This window comes from Burkholderia sp. AU16482 (assembly GCF_002223285.1).
Taxonomy (GTDB): domain Bacteria; phylum Pseudomonadota; class Gammaproteobacteria; order Burkholderiales; family Burkholderiaceae; genus Burkholderia; species Burkholderia semiarida.
In genome coordinates this window covers 109,800-124,632 of sequence record NZ_NKEY01000007.1, presented here as the reverse complement: position 1 = coordinate 124,632, position 14,833 = coordinate 109,800, and the positions used below count along the sequence as shown (strand labels likewise).

The window sequence follows — 14,833 nt, the reverse complement described above, 5'->3', positions numbered from 1 at the left end:
CGCGTGTCCGACGGCGCGGCCGGCGTCGCGCATCGGGCGAGTTGATATCGGGTCGGCCGTCGGCCGATAATCGTCCGGCATTGCGCTTTGCTCTGCCCGTCCCACTGACCAACCGAGATCGGAAACGCCATGTCCTACGACAACAACAACCCGTTCGCCAAAATCCTGCGCGGCGAACTGCCGTGCGTGAAGGTCGCCGAAGACGACGCGACGCTCGCGATCATGGACCTGATGCCGCAGGCCGACGGTCACGTGCTCGTGATCCCGAAGGAGCCGGCCGCGCAGATCTTCGAGTTGTCCGGCGACGCGGCCGCGGCCGGCATCCGCATGACGCAGCGCGTCGCTGCGGCGGTGCGCGCGGCGCTCGAGCCGGACGGCGTGTTCATCGGCCAGTTCAACGGCGCGGCAGCCGGCCAGACGGTCCCGCACGTGCACTTTCACGTGATTCCGCGCTGGGAAGGCGTCGAACTGCGGATGCATGCGCGCGAGATCGCCGACGCGGCGACGCTGGAAGCGCTCGCGCAGCGCATTCGCGCGCGCTTCGTGTAACAGCCCGCCCACCGGTCGGCCGTTGCGCCTCCCGAGCCTGTTTCAGCGGTCACACCACGTAACACGTGTAACCGCCCGGGAAACTCGCGCGGCCAGGCCCGGCGCTAGACTGCGCGCATTGTTTCATCGAGCGACAGGAAGGGCGGATCGCCTCTTCGTGCCGGCCGCCGCGTTGTGCTGCGGTGGGGCCTTCGCGAGGTGTCGTTCGTCTTTCGCGCCGGGAATCGAGCCATGTCCAGACTTCTCATCACGCTTGCCCTGATCGGCGGCCTGTCCGGCTGCTACGTGGCGCCGCCGTACGGCTACGCGCCCGCGCCGGCCTACTACGGTTATGCGCCCGCGTACTACGCGCCGCCCGTCACCGTCGGCATCGGCGGCCACTTCCACATCCGCTGATCCGTTGCAGCGCGCCGGCCGAGATATACCGGCTCGGCCGGCTGCGGTCGGCCGGCCGGCCGATGCACGCGAGTTCGCGCGCCGCATGACGGTGCCGCCCGGCGCGCGGGGCGCGCAGTTCCTATACTTCACAGGAAAGCGCATCCCCGCGAGGCCGTCATGACAGTCACCCCGAAGGTCGTCGTCCTGTCGGGCGTATCCACGCTCGTCTATCTCGGGCTCGCCGTGCTCGGCAGCGGCGGGTTCGCTGCGTTCTTCTCGCACCCGCAGCTGATCGTCATCGTCGTCGCGACGTTCGCGATGGCCGTCGCCGCGCTGTTCAGCGAAGGCAACCTGAGCAGCGGCGAGCGCGAAAATCGCGACAACCGTTGGGTGCTCGCGGCCTTCGCGGTAAGCGGCTTCCTGCTCGCGTACCTGCCGGCGCTGACCGACCGGCTCGACGTCTGGACCTTCGGCGGCGAGACGGTGCGCTGGATCGGCGTCGCGCTGTACCTCGTGGGCGGCGGGCTGCGCATGTGGCCCGTGTTCGTGCTCGGCAAGCGCTTCAGCGGGCTCGTCGCGATCCAGCCGGGCCATACGCTCGTGACCGGCGGCATCTACAGCCGCATCCGCAATCCGAGCTATCTCGGCCTCCTCCTCAATTCGCTCGGCTGGGCGCTGGCGTTTCGCTCGGGTGTCGGCGTGCTGCTGGTCGTGCTGACGCTCGTGCCGCTCGTCGCGCGAATCCGCTCGGAAGAGGCGTTGCTGCGGTCGCAATTCGGCGCGGAATACGACGCGTATTGCGCGCGGACGTGGCGATTGCTGCCCGGCGTGTACTGACCCCGCCATCTTCCCCCTCACCATCGTTCGGATGCCCGTTTGCGGCAGGTGCCGATGTGTTGCCACGTGTGTCTCGAACGTACGAGCGCGTGCGTGACCGACGTGTCGCAACGCGGGGACGGACCCTTGCCGGAGTCAATACCGGCAAGGGTTTCAGCCGGATTCGGCGGGCGTGTTCAACGCCTGTTATTCGACAACAACTTGTTACCAGAATGTCCACGGCAAGGATGCGGGACCGGTGCTATTCTTCGCCGCAAGCTCATTGAAATGAATTGGTCCACGGTTCGGCACAATGCCTGGCCCGATGTCGATCGATTCAGGTCGTCGTACCGAGCGGACCTCGATAACCAGAATTGCGAACAAGGAAGAATACGGGAATGTGGAAGAAAATCGCCCCCACTCTCGTCGTCGCCGTGCTGACCGGCGCGACTGCACTGCCGGCCGTGGCCGGTGACTTGAACAACGCGCTCGGCGGCGCGCTCGGCGGGGTTGCCGGCGCAGCGGTCGGCGGCGCGGTTGGCGGCAGCACGGGCTCCGTCATCGGCGGCGCGATCGGCGGCGGCGCGGGCGGCGCGGTGACGTCGAACCGTCGTGAGCGCACCGGCGCGATCATCGGCGGCGCACTCGGCGGCGGCGCGGGTACCGCGGCAGGCAACGCGATGGGCGGCCGCACGGGCGGCCTGCTGGGCGCGGCGGTCGGCGGCGGCGCCGGCGCGGCGCTCGGCGGCAACCTGTCGCGCAGCTCGTACGATCGCGATCACGGCGACCGCGGCTACCGTCATCACCGCAAGCATCGTCACCACCGCGACTGGGACTGATCGCCGCTGGCGCGGCACGGTGCGCGAGCCGCGCACCGGCGCGCTGCCGGCGTCGGCACCCGACGCGAGCCTCGGCCCGGCACGCCGCCGGGTGGCTTCGCCGGCCAGACCGGCGATCCTCCTCCGGCTTCATCAGCCGCTGCCATGTGCCCGATCGACGGGCCGGCAATGCTCCTTCCGCTGTTTTTCTCCGTTTCTCGACGACACCCGTTGCCGCATCCGAATGTGCTCGGACAGGGGCGGCCGAATGACATCTGCTTTTCCTTCGACCCGTCGGCTCGTTTCAGCCTGACGTGACGGTCTCCGTGCGGCCCTCGCGCCGCGATCCGCTGCCGCACACGTATGCCCTCCTTCGCCGCGCCACGGGTAACGGGATGCATCGAGACCAGCGCGTGTCTCCCCGCGTTGCCGCACCGGCGCATCGCGCGAACATCGCGACCGTCAGGATTTCCCTGATGGTCGGCACCTCGCGCGACGCGTCCCCGCCGTGCATCGCGGGCGCCGGCGGGTAGTGGGAAATCGAATGGATGGCATCGCAACATTTAATTGGTCGATCGGGATCGACTTCGCTATCGTCGGCGATGCTCGCGTACGGAGTCGAACCGTGCGGCCGTCCGCGCCTCGCCTGATCGCGAGCGCCGCGGCGCGGCCGCCGGCCCGACCACCCGGGCCGCCGCGTCGCTGAACCGGACGACCCGCCGCGAAGCCTGGCCGACCGATCGAAGGCGCATGCGCTTTCAAGCCACCCCGGCAACGATGTCCCGCCGCCGCACGCGCACTCCACGCGCATGCGAACCGCCCGATGCCGTTTGCGCCTGGGGCCGGACCAACCCATTGCCTGGATGCACTATGTCTAAGACAACGTATTACGCGCCGCATGGCGGCCACCCGCCGCAGACGGATCTGCTGACCGATCGCGCGATGTTCACCGAGGCGTACGCGGTGATCCCGAAGGGAGTGATGCGCGACATCGTCACGAGCTGGCTGCCGTTCTGGACCCACACGCGCCTGTGGGTGATCGCGCGCCCGCTGTCGGGGTTCGCGGAAACCTTCTCGCAGTACATCGTCGAAGTGAATCCGGGCGGCGGCAGCGACAAGCCCGAGCAGGACAAGCACGCCGAAGCCGTGCTGTTCGTCGTCGAAGGCGAAGCCGAGCTGACGCTGCAAGGCAAGCAGCACACGCTGAAGCCGGGCGGCTATGCGTTCATTCCGCCGGGCGCGGACTGGACGCTGCACAACGTCAGCGATGCCGCGGTGCGTTTCCACTGGATCCGCAAGCACTACCAGGCCGTCGACGGCATTCCGCTGCCCGAAGCGTTCGTGACGAACGAGCAGGACGTCGAGCCGATTCCGATGCCGGGCACCAACGGCGCATGGGTGACGACGCGCTTCGTCGACATGAGCGACATGCGTCACGACATGCACGTGAACATCGTGACGTTCGAGCCGGGCGGCGTGATCCCGTTCGCCGAAACGCACGTGATGGAGCATGGCCTGTACGTGCTGGAAGGCAAGGCCGTCTATCGGCTGAACCAGGACTGGGTCGAGGTTGAAGCCGGTGACTTCATGTGGCTGCGTGCGTTCTGCCCGCAGGCGTGCTATTCGGGCGGGCCTGGGCGGTTCCGTTATCTGCTGTACAAGGACGTGAACCGTCACATGAATCTGACGCTGAACCCGGCGCGCTGAAGCGCCGCGTACGTCGGACATGAAAGCCCGCCGGCGTATGCCGGCGGGTTTTTTTCGGGGGCTTCGTGGGTTAGAAAGTCAGCGGACAAGCTGTCCGACAACCCGAGCCCACATCGCCCGAAGGCGTCGCGCGCGGTCTTCGAAGAGATATGAGGCCGCAAGCGCCAGGAGACCTGAAATCGCACCCGTCACGATGTGCTCGACATAGGGAATACGGTAGTGACTCGTGTGCGAGTAGGCGTCGCCCAACGTCGTCAGGACGCCGACGACCAGCGCGTTGCCGTATCGATGCGCGTAGAGTTTCGCCACAGGCGTGAAAGTCAGAAGTACAGCCAGGAGCCCTGTCAGGAGACCCGTATGAAAGGCGATGGTCCAGTGGGCAAGGCTCATGACGTTTCCCCAGCTCCCGGGCATGCAGGTCATGCACGCACTGGTCGGCTGCCAGAAACGCTGGACGAAGAGTCTGACGCGGTGCTTCCACTCGGTTGACATGATGCGTTTCCGTCGATGTCGTCGCCACGGCCGGCGTCGCCACACATAGACGGAGCGGCTGCGCGCGGTAGGGGCCGGGCAATCACCTGAACATGCGGGAATACTACTCCACGATCAGACGGCCGCTGTTTCGAGCGAGCCCGGAATTCAACGCTTGAGTCTATCGGTGCGGCACCGTCCGTGACGCGCGTCGAACGATGCGCTTGCGCGCGAGGTCGACGGCTGGAATCGGACCCGGAGCAGACGCCAATCCACAGCAACAGCGGCCACCCGAGCAATGTAAAATGGTTGCACGAACAGCACTCGCGGAGAACGGCTAAGGTGGCAGTCGAGTCCATACTCGAGGCAGAGCGTGATCGCTACCTGCAATTCTTCCGTTCGACGGTCAGCCAACTTCAAACCTCCGTGCGCAACGTGGCGACGGAAGTCCTGATCTCCATAAACAACGATCGGATACCGTATCCGTACCGCTACCTTCGCGTCGATGCCTTGGCAAAGGATGAAAGAGATCAAATCAAACCGTACGAATTCGCTATCGATCCGGACCCAGCATTCGTTGCAGAAATTTTCCGTTTCCGTGCGTTCGACCTGAATCTCCATCCATTCACGTGGAATAGATTGCAGGTGGTCTTCGATCGGCAGCCGCCAGAGACCTTTGCGTTGGACAACTGGATTACCACATGGCTAGACGTAGGTGAATGCGGTGGCAATAGCGTCGATGGATTAGCCGGTGCGATCCACGGTGCGAGCCAAGTCGAATCTAACGATCACTGGTCGTTCTTCACAGTTGACTTCGGGACCGCGCCGACGACAGCCCTGATGCATCTTCTCGACATCATCGCAAAACGAGGGGTAAAGCAGATCTTCCTCAAAGCAGGCTGAACAAACGTCGCCGCCGCTTCTTTATCGACGAATCAGGCGAGATACCAAGCGTCTGCCCGGGCCGAATCCCGTCCGCCGCCCGACAATCGACGATCGGACAGCATGTGCGAAGGGCAAAGCTATCGCAGCAATATGCTCCCGCGGATCTCGGCAGGCCGTCCAACCACCCACGACAGATTGCGCTGACCATGACCCACGGGAAGGCCCCCATAGATTGGGGCGCCGAGCGGCGCCAGTGCGTCCAGCAGAACGTCCGTGAGTAAGTAGTCGGCCCCGGCTGGCAACGGGCAGCGGATGAAGTCGCCGAGCACAATCGCGCGTGCGCCATCGAGGATACCGGCGTGACGCATCGTCATGATGCTGCGGTCAATGCGGTATGCAAGTTCAGTAACGTCCTCCAGAACGACAATCGAGTCGCGAAATCTCGGCTGCCAACGGCTGCCGGCCATGCTCGCGAGTACCGTGAGATTGCCGCCGACAAGCGACCCTTCGATCGAATCAGCCGACCCATGCAGACGTTCGAGCGGCAGTGGCGTCGGCGGGACCCCGGTGAGCGCACCCAGAACGCTGAGGCGCGACTCCTCGTCAACTTTCGTCGCGAGGCCGTTGAGCGTCGGCCCGTGAATTACGTCGATGCCGGGAATCTGCCGCAGCGCGCAGAAAAGCGCGGTCGCGTCGGAGAAGCCGATCACGGTTTTCTTTCGGGGCACGGTAGTGGGCAGCGCGGGCAGCACATGCGTAGAGCCATAGCCGCCGCGTGCGATCCAGACGATATCGACTGCCGGGTCTGACAACGCCGCAAGCAGATCGTCGATACGATCCTGATGAGATCCCGCGAGATACCGGAACCGGTCAGCTACGTGCGCGGCCACAGAGACGGAAAATCCCCAACTTTCCAGCAGCGACACGGCCAGCGCCAGGTTATCCCTGTCAGGAATGCCCGCCGGCGCCACGACGGCCACCCGTTTACTTTGCACTATCAAGTCGGTTGCTCCGTTGTTTCACCGGTCGCCGGCGCCAAGCATTGAGCGGAACGTAGCCGCGCGCCAACCAGAGCCCGCCTCCGCATTGAAAGCAGAAATCGTTGCATCTTGCCTACCTCTTGCCGCTTCTGACGCAACGATTGTCTCGAACGGCGAGCCGCGAGCCGCCGTATGCACGAGACATCATGCGACCCGCAAGCTTACGACATGCGCCCCCGGTGAAGTGGCAATGCAACCCGATTCACGCCTTTATCAGCCTGACGCCGATTGTCGACGATTCAGGCGCTGAGGTCGAGTAGCCGTTCCTGGCCGAATACCGGTGGTCTTCGCAGCTTTCCTGCGGAAATCCGCGATGAGCTGTTTTCATGGCCGATGCGTATCGCTACAGCCCGAGCGCTCTCGTCGCGAGCATCGCAACCTGCAGCCGCGTGTCGGCCGGCTGGCCGTCTTCCATCAACCACACGGCCGACAGCCCGGCCCACGCGAGAATCCATTGCAGCAGCCGACGCGAGTCAAGCTGCGCGGCATCCGCCACGACCACGACACGCCGCTCGAAACGCACCGGATCGACCGCGATGTCATGCGCAGGATTACAGAACAGGTTCGCGTAATCGAACGTGCGCTCGCCGCGCAGCCCTTTCGGGTCGATCGCGCGCCAGCCGCGATCGCCGAAATGAAGAATGTTGTCGTGGTGAATGTCGCCGTGCAGCACGACTTCGTCGACGGAAGGCTCGGCGAGCAACTGGCGAGCGGCCGTCGCCGAGCCGCGCAGCGCGTCGTTATCGACATCGTTCGACAGCAGCGCGTAAAACCAGTCATGCAGCGGCACTACCGACGGTACCTGCGGCGCACGATGCGCGTGCAGCCGCGCGACGACGTCGCACGCGATGCGCATCGTGTCGTCATCGTGGCCCGCGGCCGACAACGCGGCGAGCGTCGGCGTCGGCTGCGCGCGCTCGAGCAGGATCGCGTCGCCGTCGTGCTGCCACACCTGCGCGGTGCCTTGCCCGTTCCACCAGGCCATCAGCGCATTGCCGCGCCGCTCTTCGTCGCACGTCGCGACTTTCAGCATCGCGGGCCGCGCGTGCCACACGACCGGCAGCAGGCCGCCGCTCGCGGTCAGGATCGGGCCGCCGTCGGGAACGAGGCCCCACAGGTCGAGGTATCGATCGAACATCCGACGATGGTACAAGCGAACCGGCTCGCGCGCCCGGCACACGTGACCGCAACGGCATGCCGCAAACCCGCATGCACGGTCCGAGCGGCCTCCAAAGCGCTTTCCTAAATAAAATTTAGCCAGCCAAACTTTGGCTAAAGAATGTTCCGGTTTCGCGCCATCCCTTCGACAATGCGCGCCTTTCGTGACCGATCGGCGCGCCGCCCGCGCGCCGGCCGTCGCGGCATTGAAGAAGGAGCCCGACATGACCGATCCCACCGCCCACCCGCCGCCACCGCCCGCGCCGCCAACCGCACCGCCGCGCCGCCGCCGCGTATGGCGCACGCTCGCGGGCGCGCTGCTCGGCCTGACGCTCGCGTGCGCGGGCATCGGCGCGTGGACGATCGATCGCATCTGGACGCAGTTGCCGTCCGTCGAACACCTGGCCGTCTATCGTCCCGCGCTGCCGCTGCGGATCTTCTCGCGCGACGGCGACCTGCTGGCCGAATACGGCGTCGAGCGGCGCGAGTTCGTGCCGCTCGAACGCATCCCGCTGCTGATGCGCCATGCGCTGCTCGCGGCCGAGGACGCGAAGTTCTACGAGCACGGCCCCGTCGATATCGGCGGCCTCGCGCGCGCGACGTTCGCGAACGTCGTCACGGGGCAGCCGGGACAGGGCGGCAGCACGATCACGATGCAGGTCGCGCGGAACTTCTACCTGACGCGCGACAAGGTGCTGAGCCGAAAGCTCGCCGAGATCCTGATGGCGGCCAAGCTCGAACGCGAATACAGCAAGGACAAGCTGCTCGAGCTGTACATGAACGAGATCTATCTGGGCGAGCGCGCGTATGGCTTCGCGGCCGCCGCGCACGTGTACTTCGGCAAGCCGCTCGACGCGCTGAGCGCCGGCGAGGCGGCCGTGCTCGCCGGGCTGCCCAAGGCGCCGTCCGCGTTCAACCCGGTCGTCAACCCGGCGCGCGCGACCGCGCGGCGCAATTACGTGCTCGGCCGCATGCATGCGCTCGGCCAGCTCGACGATGCGGCGTATCGCGCGGCCGTCGACGCGCCGATCGCGCTCGCGACCACGCCGCCGCCCGGCATCGTCGCCGCGCCGTACGTCGCGGAGCGGGCGCGCCGGATGATGGTCGAGCGGTTTCATGACGATGCGTACACGCTGGGCCTCGACGTGACGACGACGATCTCGATGCGCGACCAGCGCGCGGCCGAAGCCGCGCTCGAGCGCACGCTGAGCCGTCAGGCGCGCGCGAAGCGCGATACGCGCAACGGGCTCGAAGGCGCGCTCGTGTCGCTCGATGCGGCTACCGGCGACATGCTCGCGCTGGTGGGCGGCGCGGATTTCAATCGCAACGTGTTCGACCACGCGTTGCAGGCGTATCGCCAGCCGGGGTCGAGCTTCAAGCCGTTCGTCTATTCGGCGGCGCTGGAGAAGGGCTACTTCCCCGGCGTGCTCGTCGACGATACGCAGCGCACGCTCACGCATGCGGAAACCGGCGCGCGGCCGTGGCGTCCGCGTAATTTCGCCAACCACTACGAGGGCTTCATTCCGGTGCGGCGCGGGCTCGTCCGTTCGAAGAACCTGGTCGCGGTCAGCCTGATGCAGGCCACCGACGCGCGCTACGTGCAGCAGCACGCGGTGCGCTTCGGCTTCGACGCGCAGCGCAATCCGGCGTCGCTGCCGCTCGCGCTCGGCGCGGGCGCCGTGACGCCGCTCGAACTCGCGAGCGCGTACAGCGTGTTCGCGAACGGCGGCACGCGGATGGAGCCGCGCCTGATCCTGTCGGTGAAGCAGCGTCACGGCGGCGCGATGTACGAGGCGACCGTGCCGGCGGGCGAGCGGGTCGTGTCGGCGCGCAATGCGTTCGTGATGGACAGCATGCTGCGCGACGTCGTGCGGGCCGGCACCGCGCGCGGCGCGCTCGCGCTGCGGCGCGACGACGCGGCCGGCAAGACGGGCACGTCGAACGGGTCGAAGGACGTATGGTTCGCGGGCTACTCGTCGGGCATCGTCGCGGTCGCATGGCTCGGCTACGACACGCCGCGCCCGATGGGGCGCGCGACCGGCGCGACGCTCGCGCTGCCGGTCTGGCTCGACTACATGAAGACGGCCGTCGACGGGCGCACGCCGGTCGATGCGACGCCGCCGCAGGACGTCGTGCTCGTCGACGGCGATTTCGTCTACGCCGAATACACGCGCGGCACGTGCACGGCCGACGTGCCGGCGTATATCCGCAGCCGCTTCGCATGCGGCGGCGCGGCGGCCATCGATGCGCCGGATGCGTTGGGTGCGCGGGTCGACCACGGCAAGCGCGACGAACCGATGCCCGCCGCCGTCGATGCGGCCGAGCGCGAACGCGTGCTCGACCTGTTCCGGACCGACGACTGACGCGCGCGATGCATACGCTCTACCTGATTGCGATCGTCGCGGAAGCGATGTCGGGGGCGCTGATGGGCATGCGCCGCGGAATGGACCGCTTCGGGCTCGCGCTCGTCGGCGCGGTGACGGCGCTCGGCGGCGGCACGGTGCGCGACGTGCTGCTCGGCCACTATCCGCTCGGCTGGATCGCGCATCCCGAATACCTGGTGATCACGCTCGTCGCGGCGACCGTCGCGTCGTGGGCGGCACGCCATGTCGCGCGGATGAGGGCGCTGTTCGTCACCGTCGATGCGATCGGCCTCGCGGCGTTCACGATCATCGGCTGCGACGTCGGCGCGTCGGCCGGCACGGCGCCGATCATCGTCGTGCTGGCCGGCGCGATCACGGGCGTGTGCGGCGGGATGCTGCGCGATTTGCTCTGCAACGAGATGCCGCTGATCCTGCGCGAGGAGCTGTATGCGAGCGTCGCGTTCGTCACGGGCACGCTGTATGTCGGGATGCAGTCTCTCGGCATCGACGCGGGGTTCGCGACGCTCGTCGCGATGGCGGCCGGCTTCTCGATGCGGATGCTCGCGGTGCGGCTCGGCTGGAAGATGCGGACCTTCGGCGCCGCGGACGTCGAGCATTGAGCGCACGCGCCGGTGCCTGCCGCGCCGGCATTCAGTCCGGCTGCATCACCTGAAAGACGTTCCCTTCCTACGCGGGCACCATCACCGGCGGCGTCCCGTCGCCGGTTTCCACCATCTTCACCGCGAAGCCGTAGCACCGCGCGATATGGGCCGGCGTCATCACGTCGCGCGGTGCGCCATGCGCGACGATCGTGCCGTCGGCGAGCATCGCGATCGTATCCGCATGCCGCGCGGCGAGGTTCGGATCGTGGACGATGGCGAGCACGCCGAGCCGCCATTCGCGCGCGACGGCGCGCACGGTATCGAGCAGGCGGTGCTGGTGCGCGAGATCGAGCGCGGCGGTCGGTTCGTCGAGCAGCAGGTAACGCGGGCCGGTTTCCATCGCGTCGTGGTCCGGCCACAGCTGCGCGAGGACGCGGGCGAACTGCACGCGCGCGAGTTCACCGCCCGACAGCGTCGTGACGTCGCGGCCGACGAGCGCGTCGGCGCCCGCGCGTTCGAGCGCGCGCCACGCGATGTCGCGATCGCGATGCGCGATCACGTGGCGCGCGCCGCCGCGCCGCGCATGCGGATAGCGGCCGAGCAGCACGATTTCGTCGACGCTGAACGGGAACGCCGGCTGCGCGGCCTGCGGCAGCACCGCGCGCAGGCACGCGAGCCGCGGCGCGTCGATGCGCGCGAGCGGTTCGCCGTTCAGCGTGACGTCGCCCGTCACGCGCACGCCGTTCGGTGCGATGCTGCCGGTCAGCTCGCCGGCGAAGGTTTTCAGCAGCGTGCTCTTGCCGGCGCCGTTGCGCCCGAGCAGCGCGGTCACGCGGCCGGGTTCGATCGACAGCGACAGGTCGCGCAGGATCGTATCGTGCCGGCGGGCGACATCGAGGTGGTGGGCAGTCAGCATGGTCGTCGTGATGAAGGGATTACCCGCCGAGCGCGCCGCGGTTCTTCCACAGCAGCACGAGGAAGAACGGCGCGCCGAGCAGCGCGGTCAGCACGCCGAGCGGAATGTCGGCGGGCGCGGCGACGGTGCGCGCGGCGAGATCGGCCGCGAGCGTCAGCAACGCGCCGAGCAACGCGGCGCCGGGCAGCACGATGCGCTGGTCGGGGCCGCACGCGAGGCGCACGCAATGCGGCGCGACGAGCCCGATGAAGCCGATGACGCCCGCGCAAGACACGAGCGCGCCGACCGCCAGCGCGACCGCGACGAGCACACGCCGCTTCAGCCGCTGCACCGGCACGCCGAGATGCAGCGCTTCGGTTTCGCCGAGCTGCAGCGCGTTCAGCGCGTCGCGTTCGCGCACGAGGAGCCCGCAGCCGAGCGCGACGCATGGCGCGACGGCCGCCAGCGTCGTCCATTGCGCGCCGCCGAGGCTGCCGAGGCTCCAGAAGGTCAGCGAACGCAGCTGGGCGTCGTCGGCGACGAACGTGAGCAGCCCGATCGCCGCGCCGGCCAGCGCATTGATCGCGATGCCGGCGAGCAGCAGCAGCGGCAGTGCGAGCCGGCCGCGCGACGCGGCCAGCCGGTAGACGAGCGCCGCGACCGCGAGCCCGCCCGCGAATGCGGCGACCGGCAGCGCGGCCGCGCTCGCGTGCGCGGCGAAGAGCGCGGGCCCGAGCACGATCAGCGTGGTCGCGCCGAGCGCGGCGCCGCTCGACACGCCGACGAGCCCCGGATCGGCGAGCGGATTGCGGAACAGCGCCTGCATCGCTGCACCGGCCGCGCCGAAGCCGCCGCCGACCAGCAGCGCGAGCACGACGCGCGGCGCGCGGATGTCGAGCAGCACCGCGCGCGCCTGCTGTGCGGCCGCGTCGCCGCTCAGCGCGGCCCAGGCTTGCGCCAGCGGAATGCGGTACGCGCCGATGCACAGCGCGACGACGGACATCGCGGCCACCAGAACGGCGAGCGCGGCCAGGACGACCGGCGCGAAGCGGCGCGACGTGCCGAGGCGCGCGGCGCCGGTGCGCGCGGCGCGCCGCGGTGCGTTGAAGGGCGAAGCGTGAGCGGGCATCGGGTCGATCCGGAATCAGGCGAGCGCATCGGACAGGCGTCGATGCAGGGTCGTGACGGCGAGCGGCAGGCGCGGGCCGAAGCCGAGCAGGAACAGCGCGTCGAGCGATACGACGCGCCGCGCGCGGCCGGCCGGCGTCGCGCCGAACCCGGGCGTCGCGAGCAACGCGGCGTGACCGCCGACGGCCGCCAGTCCTTCGTCGGTGATCAGCACGACGTCGGGCGCGGCCGCCGCGAGCGCCTCGGTGGTCAGCGGCTTGTAGTGATCGAAGCCCTGCATCGCGTTGCGCGCGCCCGCATAGCGAATCATCGCGTCGGCGGCCGTGCGCTGGCCCGCGACGAGCGCTTGCGCGCCGGTATGGTTCAGCACGAACAGCACACGCGGCGGCTGCGCGCCGCCGGGCACGCGCGCGGCGACCGCGTCGCGCGCGGCCTGCCAGTCGCGATCGAAACGCTGCAGCAGCACGGTGCCGGCGTCGCGCACCTCGAGCGCCTGCGCGACGCCGGTGATCTTCGCGCGCACCGATTCGACGTCGTGGCGCTCGTCGAACGTCGTCACGGCGACGCCCGCGCCTTTCACCTGCGCGATCGCCGTCGGCGGGCCGGCTTCCGCCGAGGCCAGCACGAGATCGGGTCGCAGCGACAGCAGCCCCTCGGCCGACAGCGCGCGCTGGTAGCCGACCTTCGGCAGGCGCTTCGCGGCGTCGGGATACGTGCAGGTCGTGTCGGCGCCGACGAGCCGGTAACGCGGCGTCTCGGCGCCGCCGAGCGCGAATGCGGTTTCCGCGAGCGCGCCGCCGATCACGATCACGCGCTTCGGGGCGGCGGCCGCGACCTGGGCGAGCACGCCGCCGGGCAGCGCGCCGGCGAGCGCACCGGCCGCCGCGCCGGCCAGCAGCGACCGGCGGCGCGGATCGAACGGCCGCGCGCTCACCGCGCGGCCCCGCGTGCGGCCGCCGGCAGCGTCGCGACGAGCGAGCGCCAGTCGTCGCGCTCGACCTTGCCGGGCTTGCGCTCGCCGAACAGCAGCGCGACGTGCTCGCCCTGCCGGTCGAACAGCTCGAGCGACGTGACGATGCCGTCGCTCGTCGGCTTCTTCACGACCCATGCGGCGGCGATCAGGTCTTCTCGCACATGCAGGTTGAAGCCCGGATCGAGGACGTTGATCCACGCGCCGACCTCGCGCACGTTCGCGACGGGGCCCGTATGGATCTGGATCATTCCCGCATTGCCGACGAACACCATGATCGGCTGGCCGCTTTTCGCGGCCTGTTCGAGCACGTGGCGCAACGCATGCGCGGTTTCGACCGGATACGCGTATTGCGGATCGGCGAGACGCAGGGCCTGCAGGCGGCTCACGCCGAAGCGCTGCGTGAGGCCGAAGAACTGGTGCGTGTCGGTCATCGCATCCCACGCGGCGCGAAAGCCCGCGACGTCGATCTCGCTATCGGCGCGCTCGGGCGTTTTCGGCGCGGCGGGCGTGACCTCAAGGCCCGGCTTCTGCGACGGTGCGCGCCAGCGTTCGACGAATGCGTCGTACGCCGCGTGATCGCTGTGCGCGCGCAGATAGACCTTGTGGATCGCATGGCCCTGCGCATCGAAGAACTGCAGGCTTTTCAGCGGGCCGTGCGCGGTCTCGTCGCGCACCGCGAATGCCGACACCCAGTGACGATAGAAGATGCGCAGGTCGATGTCGCCGAGCGCGAGGCCGACCGGGCCGTCGTGGCTCATCTGCGCATATTCGCCATCCTTTTCATGCACGGCCGTGTCGTTGCGCGTGAGCGCCATCACGCGGCCGAGGCGCGGCATTTCCTCGAACATCGCCGGGAAGCGCGCGTCGAGCCGCACGACGTGCTCGCCGACGAACGCGCCGAGCGCCTCGCCTTCGCTGACGCCGAGCGCCTGCGCGACGTCGCGGTTGCGCAACTGGCGCTCGGTCTTGAGCTTGATGAACGCATCGCGCAGCGCGGCGACCGCGCGGGCCGACGTGGCCGGCTGACCGGGAAGGGCGGAATGCATCATG

The 14,833-nt window shown here is 68.5% G+C and carries 15 protein-coding genes; 8 read left to right on the top strand and 7 right to left on the bottom strand.

Annotated elements, in window-relative coordinates; genetic code table 11:
* Positions 1-129: 129 nt before the first annotated feature.
* The 5 genes from CFB35_RS27480 (at position 130) to CFB35_RS27460 (ending at position 4,268) form a co-directional block, all read left to right on the top strand.
* Positions 130-549 carry an HIT family protein gene (locus CFB35_RS27480; protein ID WP_059581895.1) on the top strand — a complete coding sequence of 140 codons (420 nt, stop codon included), beginning with the start codon at positions 130-132 and terminating at the stop codon, positions 547-549.
* Positions 550-780: 231 nt separating this feature from the next.
* Entirely contained in the window at positions 781-945 is a 165-nt protein-coding gene (locus CFB35_RS35125) for a hypothetical protein (RefSeq protein ID WP_162838116.1), read from the top strand.
* Between the two features lie 159 nt (positions 946-1,104).
* Entirely contained in the window at positions 1,105-1,764 is a 660-nt protein-coding gene (locus CFB35_RS27475; RefSeq protein WP_059581898.1) for an isoprenylcysteine carboxylmethyltransferase family protein, read from the top strand.
* Positions 1,765-2,141: 377 nt separating this feature from the next.
* On the top strand, positions 2,142-2,582 hold the full coding sequence (locus tag CFB35_RS27470; RefSeq protein WP_059581902.1) for a hypothetical protein: 441 nt from the start codon (positions 2,142-2,144) through the stop codon (positions 2,580-2,582).
* 849 nt (positions 2,583-3,431) lie between these two features.
* Positions 3,432-4,268 (top strand): bifunctional allantoicase/(S)-ureidoglycine aminohydrolase, encoded by an 837-nt coding sequence (locus CFB35_RS27460; RefSeq protein ID WP_059581905.1) that lies wholly within the window; start codon positions 3,432-3,434, stop codon positions 4,266-4,268.
* Positions 4,269-4,346: 78 nt separating this feature from the next.
* Here the strand turns inward: CFB35_RS27460 and CFB35_RS27455 are convergent, their stop codons facing one another.
* A complete protein-coding gene (locus tag CFB35_RS27455) occupies positions 4,347-4,760 on the bottom strand; it encodes a hypothetical protein (protein ID WP_059581907.1) in 414 nt (137 codons plus the stop codon).
* 321 nt (positions 4,761-5,081) lie between these two features.
* Here CFB35_RS27455 and CFB35_RS27450 point away from each other — a divergent pair, with 321 nt between their 5' ends.
* Entirely contained in the window at positions 5,082-5,642 is a 561-nt protein-coding gene (locus CFB35_RS27450; protein WP_124860230.1) for a hypothetical protein, read from the top strand.
* A gap of 119 nt (positions 5,643-5,761) precedes the next feature.
* Here the strand turns inward: CFB35_RS27450 and CFB35_RS27445 are convergent, their stop codons facing one another.
* Complete coding sequence (locus CFB35_RS27445; RefSeq protein WP_060011245.1) at positions 5,762-6,625, bottom strand: LD-carboxypeptidase; 864 nt, start codon at positions 6,623-6,625, stop codon at positions 5,762-5,764.
* A gap of 382 nt (positions 6,626-7,007) precedes the next feature.
* The gene (locus CFB35_RS27440; protein ID WP_089465831.1) at positions 7,008-7,802 is read right to left on the bottom strand and encodes an aminoglycoside phosphotransferase family protein; all 795 of its coding nucleotides are present in this window, start codon (positions 7,800-7,802) and stop codon (positions 7,008-7,010) included.
* 244 nt (positions 7,803-8,046) lie between these two features.
* Between CFB35_RS27440 and CFB35_RS27435 the strand changes: the two genes are divergently transcribed.
* Both CFB35_RS27435 and CFB35_RS27430 read left to right on the top strand, forming a co-directional pair.
* On the top strand, positions 8,047-10,185 hold the full coding sequence (locus CFB35_RS27435; protein ID WP_089465913.1) for a penicillin-binding protein 1A: 2,139 nt from the start codon (positions 8,047-8,049) through the stop codon (positions 10,183-10,185).
* Between the two features lie 8 nt (positions 10,186-10,193).
* Positions 10,194-10,805 carry a trimeric intracellular cation channel family protein gene (locus CFB35_RS27430; RefSeq protein WP_089465830.1) on the top strand — a complete coding sequence of 204 codons (612 nt, stop codon included), beginning with the start codon at positions 10,194-10,196 and terminating at the stop codon, positions 10,803-10,805.
* Between the two features lie 67 nt (positions 10,806-10,872).
* Here CFB35_RS27430 and CFB35_RS27425 read toward each other — a convergent pair whose 3' ends face one another.
* From CFB35_RS27425 to CFB35_RS27410, 4 genes are read right to left on the bottom strand one after another with little or no spacing between them, the layout of a single operon-like run.
* Positions 10,873-11,703, bottom strand: coding sequence for a heme ABC transporter ATP-binding protein (locus tag CFB35_RS27425; RefSeq protein ID WP_059581923.1), 831 nt, complete (start codon positions 11,701-11,703; stop codon positions 10,873-10,875).
* Positions 11,704-11,722: 19 nt separating this feature from the next.
* Positions 11,723-12,811, bottom strand: coding sequence for an iron ABC transporter permease (locus tag CFB35_RS27420; RefSeq protein WP_089465829.1), 1,089 nt, complete (start codon positions 12,809-12,811; stop codon positions 11,723-11,725).
* 15 nt (positions 12,812-12,826) lie between these two features.
* Complete coding sequence (locus CFB35_RS27415) at positions 12,827-13,744, bottom strand: hemin ABC transporter substrate-binding protein (protein WP_060968264.1); 918 nt, start codon at positions 13,742-13,744, stop codon at positions 12,827-12,829.
* The gene (locus tag CFB35_RS27410; protein ID WP_059641480.1) at positions 13,741-14,832 is read right to left on the bottom strand and encodes a hemin-degrading factor; all 1,092 of its coding nucleotides are present in this window, start codon (positions 14,830-14,832) and stop codon (positions 13,741-13,743) included. Before CFB35_RS27410 ends, CFB35_RS27415 begins: the two co-directional genes overlap by 4 nt.
* Between the last annotated feature and the right edge of the window lies 1 nt (position 14,833).

What these genes read in the sequence shown, in the direction of transcription:
- CFB35_RS27440 (WP_089465831.1), bottom strand. Translation starts at nt 7,802, where the DNA reads ATGTTCGATCGATACCTCGACCTGTGGGGCCTCGTTCCCGACGGCGGC.
- CFB35_RS27435 (WP_089465913.1), top strand. Translation starts at nt 8,047, where the DNA reads ATGACCGATCCCACCGCCCACCCGCCGCCACCGCCCGCGCCGCCAACC.
- CFB35_RS27480 (WP_059581895.1), top strand. Translation starts at nt 130, where the DNA reads ATGTCCTACGACAACAACAACCCGTTCGCCAAAATCCTGCGCGGCGAA.
- CFB35_RS27460 (WP_059581905.1), top strand. Translation starts at nt 3,432, where the DNA reads ATGTCTAAGACAACGTATTACGCGCCGCATGGCGGCCACCCGCCGCAG.
- CFB35_RS27455 (WP_059581907.1), bottom strand. Translation starts at nt 4,760, where the DNA reads ATGTCAACCGAGTGGAAGCACCGCGTCAGACTCTTCGTCCAGCGTTTC.
- CFB35_RS27470 (WP_059581902.1), top strand. Translation starts at nt 2,142, where the DNA reads ATGTGGAAGAAAATCGCCCCCACTCTCGTCGTCGCCGTGCTGACCGGC.
- CFB35_RS27430 (WP_089465830.1), top strand. Translation starts at nt 10,194, where the DNA reads ATGCATACGCTCTACCTGATTGCGATCGTCGCGGAAGCGATGTCGGGG.
- CFB35_RS35125 (WP_162838116.1), top strand. Translation starts at nt 781, where the DNA reads ATGTCCAGACTTCTCATCACGCTTGCCCTGATCGGCGGCCTGTCCGGC.
- CFB35_RS27425 (WP_059581923.1), bottom strand. Translation starts at nt 11,703, where the DNA reads ATGCTGACTGCCCACCACCTCGATGTCGCCCGCCGGCACGATACGATC.
- CFB35_RS27410 (WP_059641480.1), bottom strand. Translation starts at nt 14,832, where the DNA reads ATGATGCATTCCGCCCTTCCCGGTCAGCCGGCCACGTCGGCCCGCGCG.
- CFB35_RS27475 (WP_059581898.1), top strand. Translation starts at nt 1,105, where the DNA reads ATGACAGTCACCCCGAAGGTCGTCGTCCTGTCGGGCGTATCCACGCTC.
- CFB35_RS27420 (WP_089465829.1), bottom strand. Translation starts at nt 12,811, where the DNA reads ATGCCCGCTCACGCTTCGCCCTTCAACGCACCGCGGCGCGCCGCGCGC.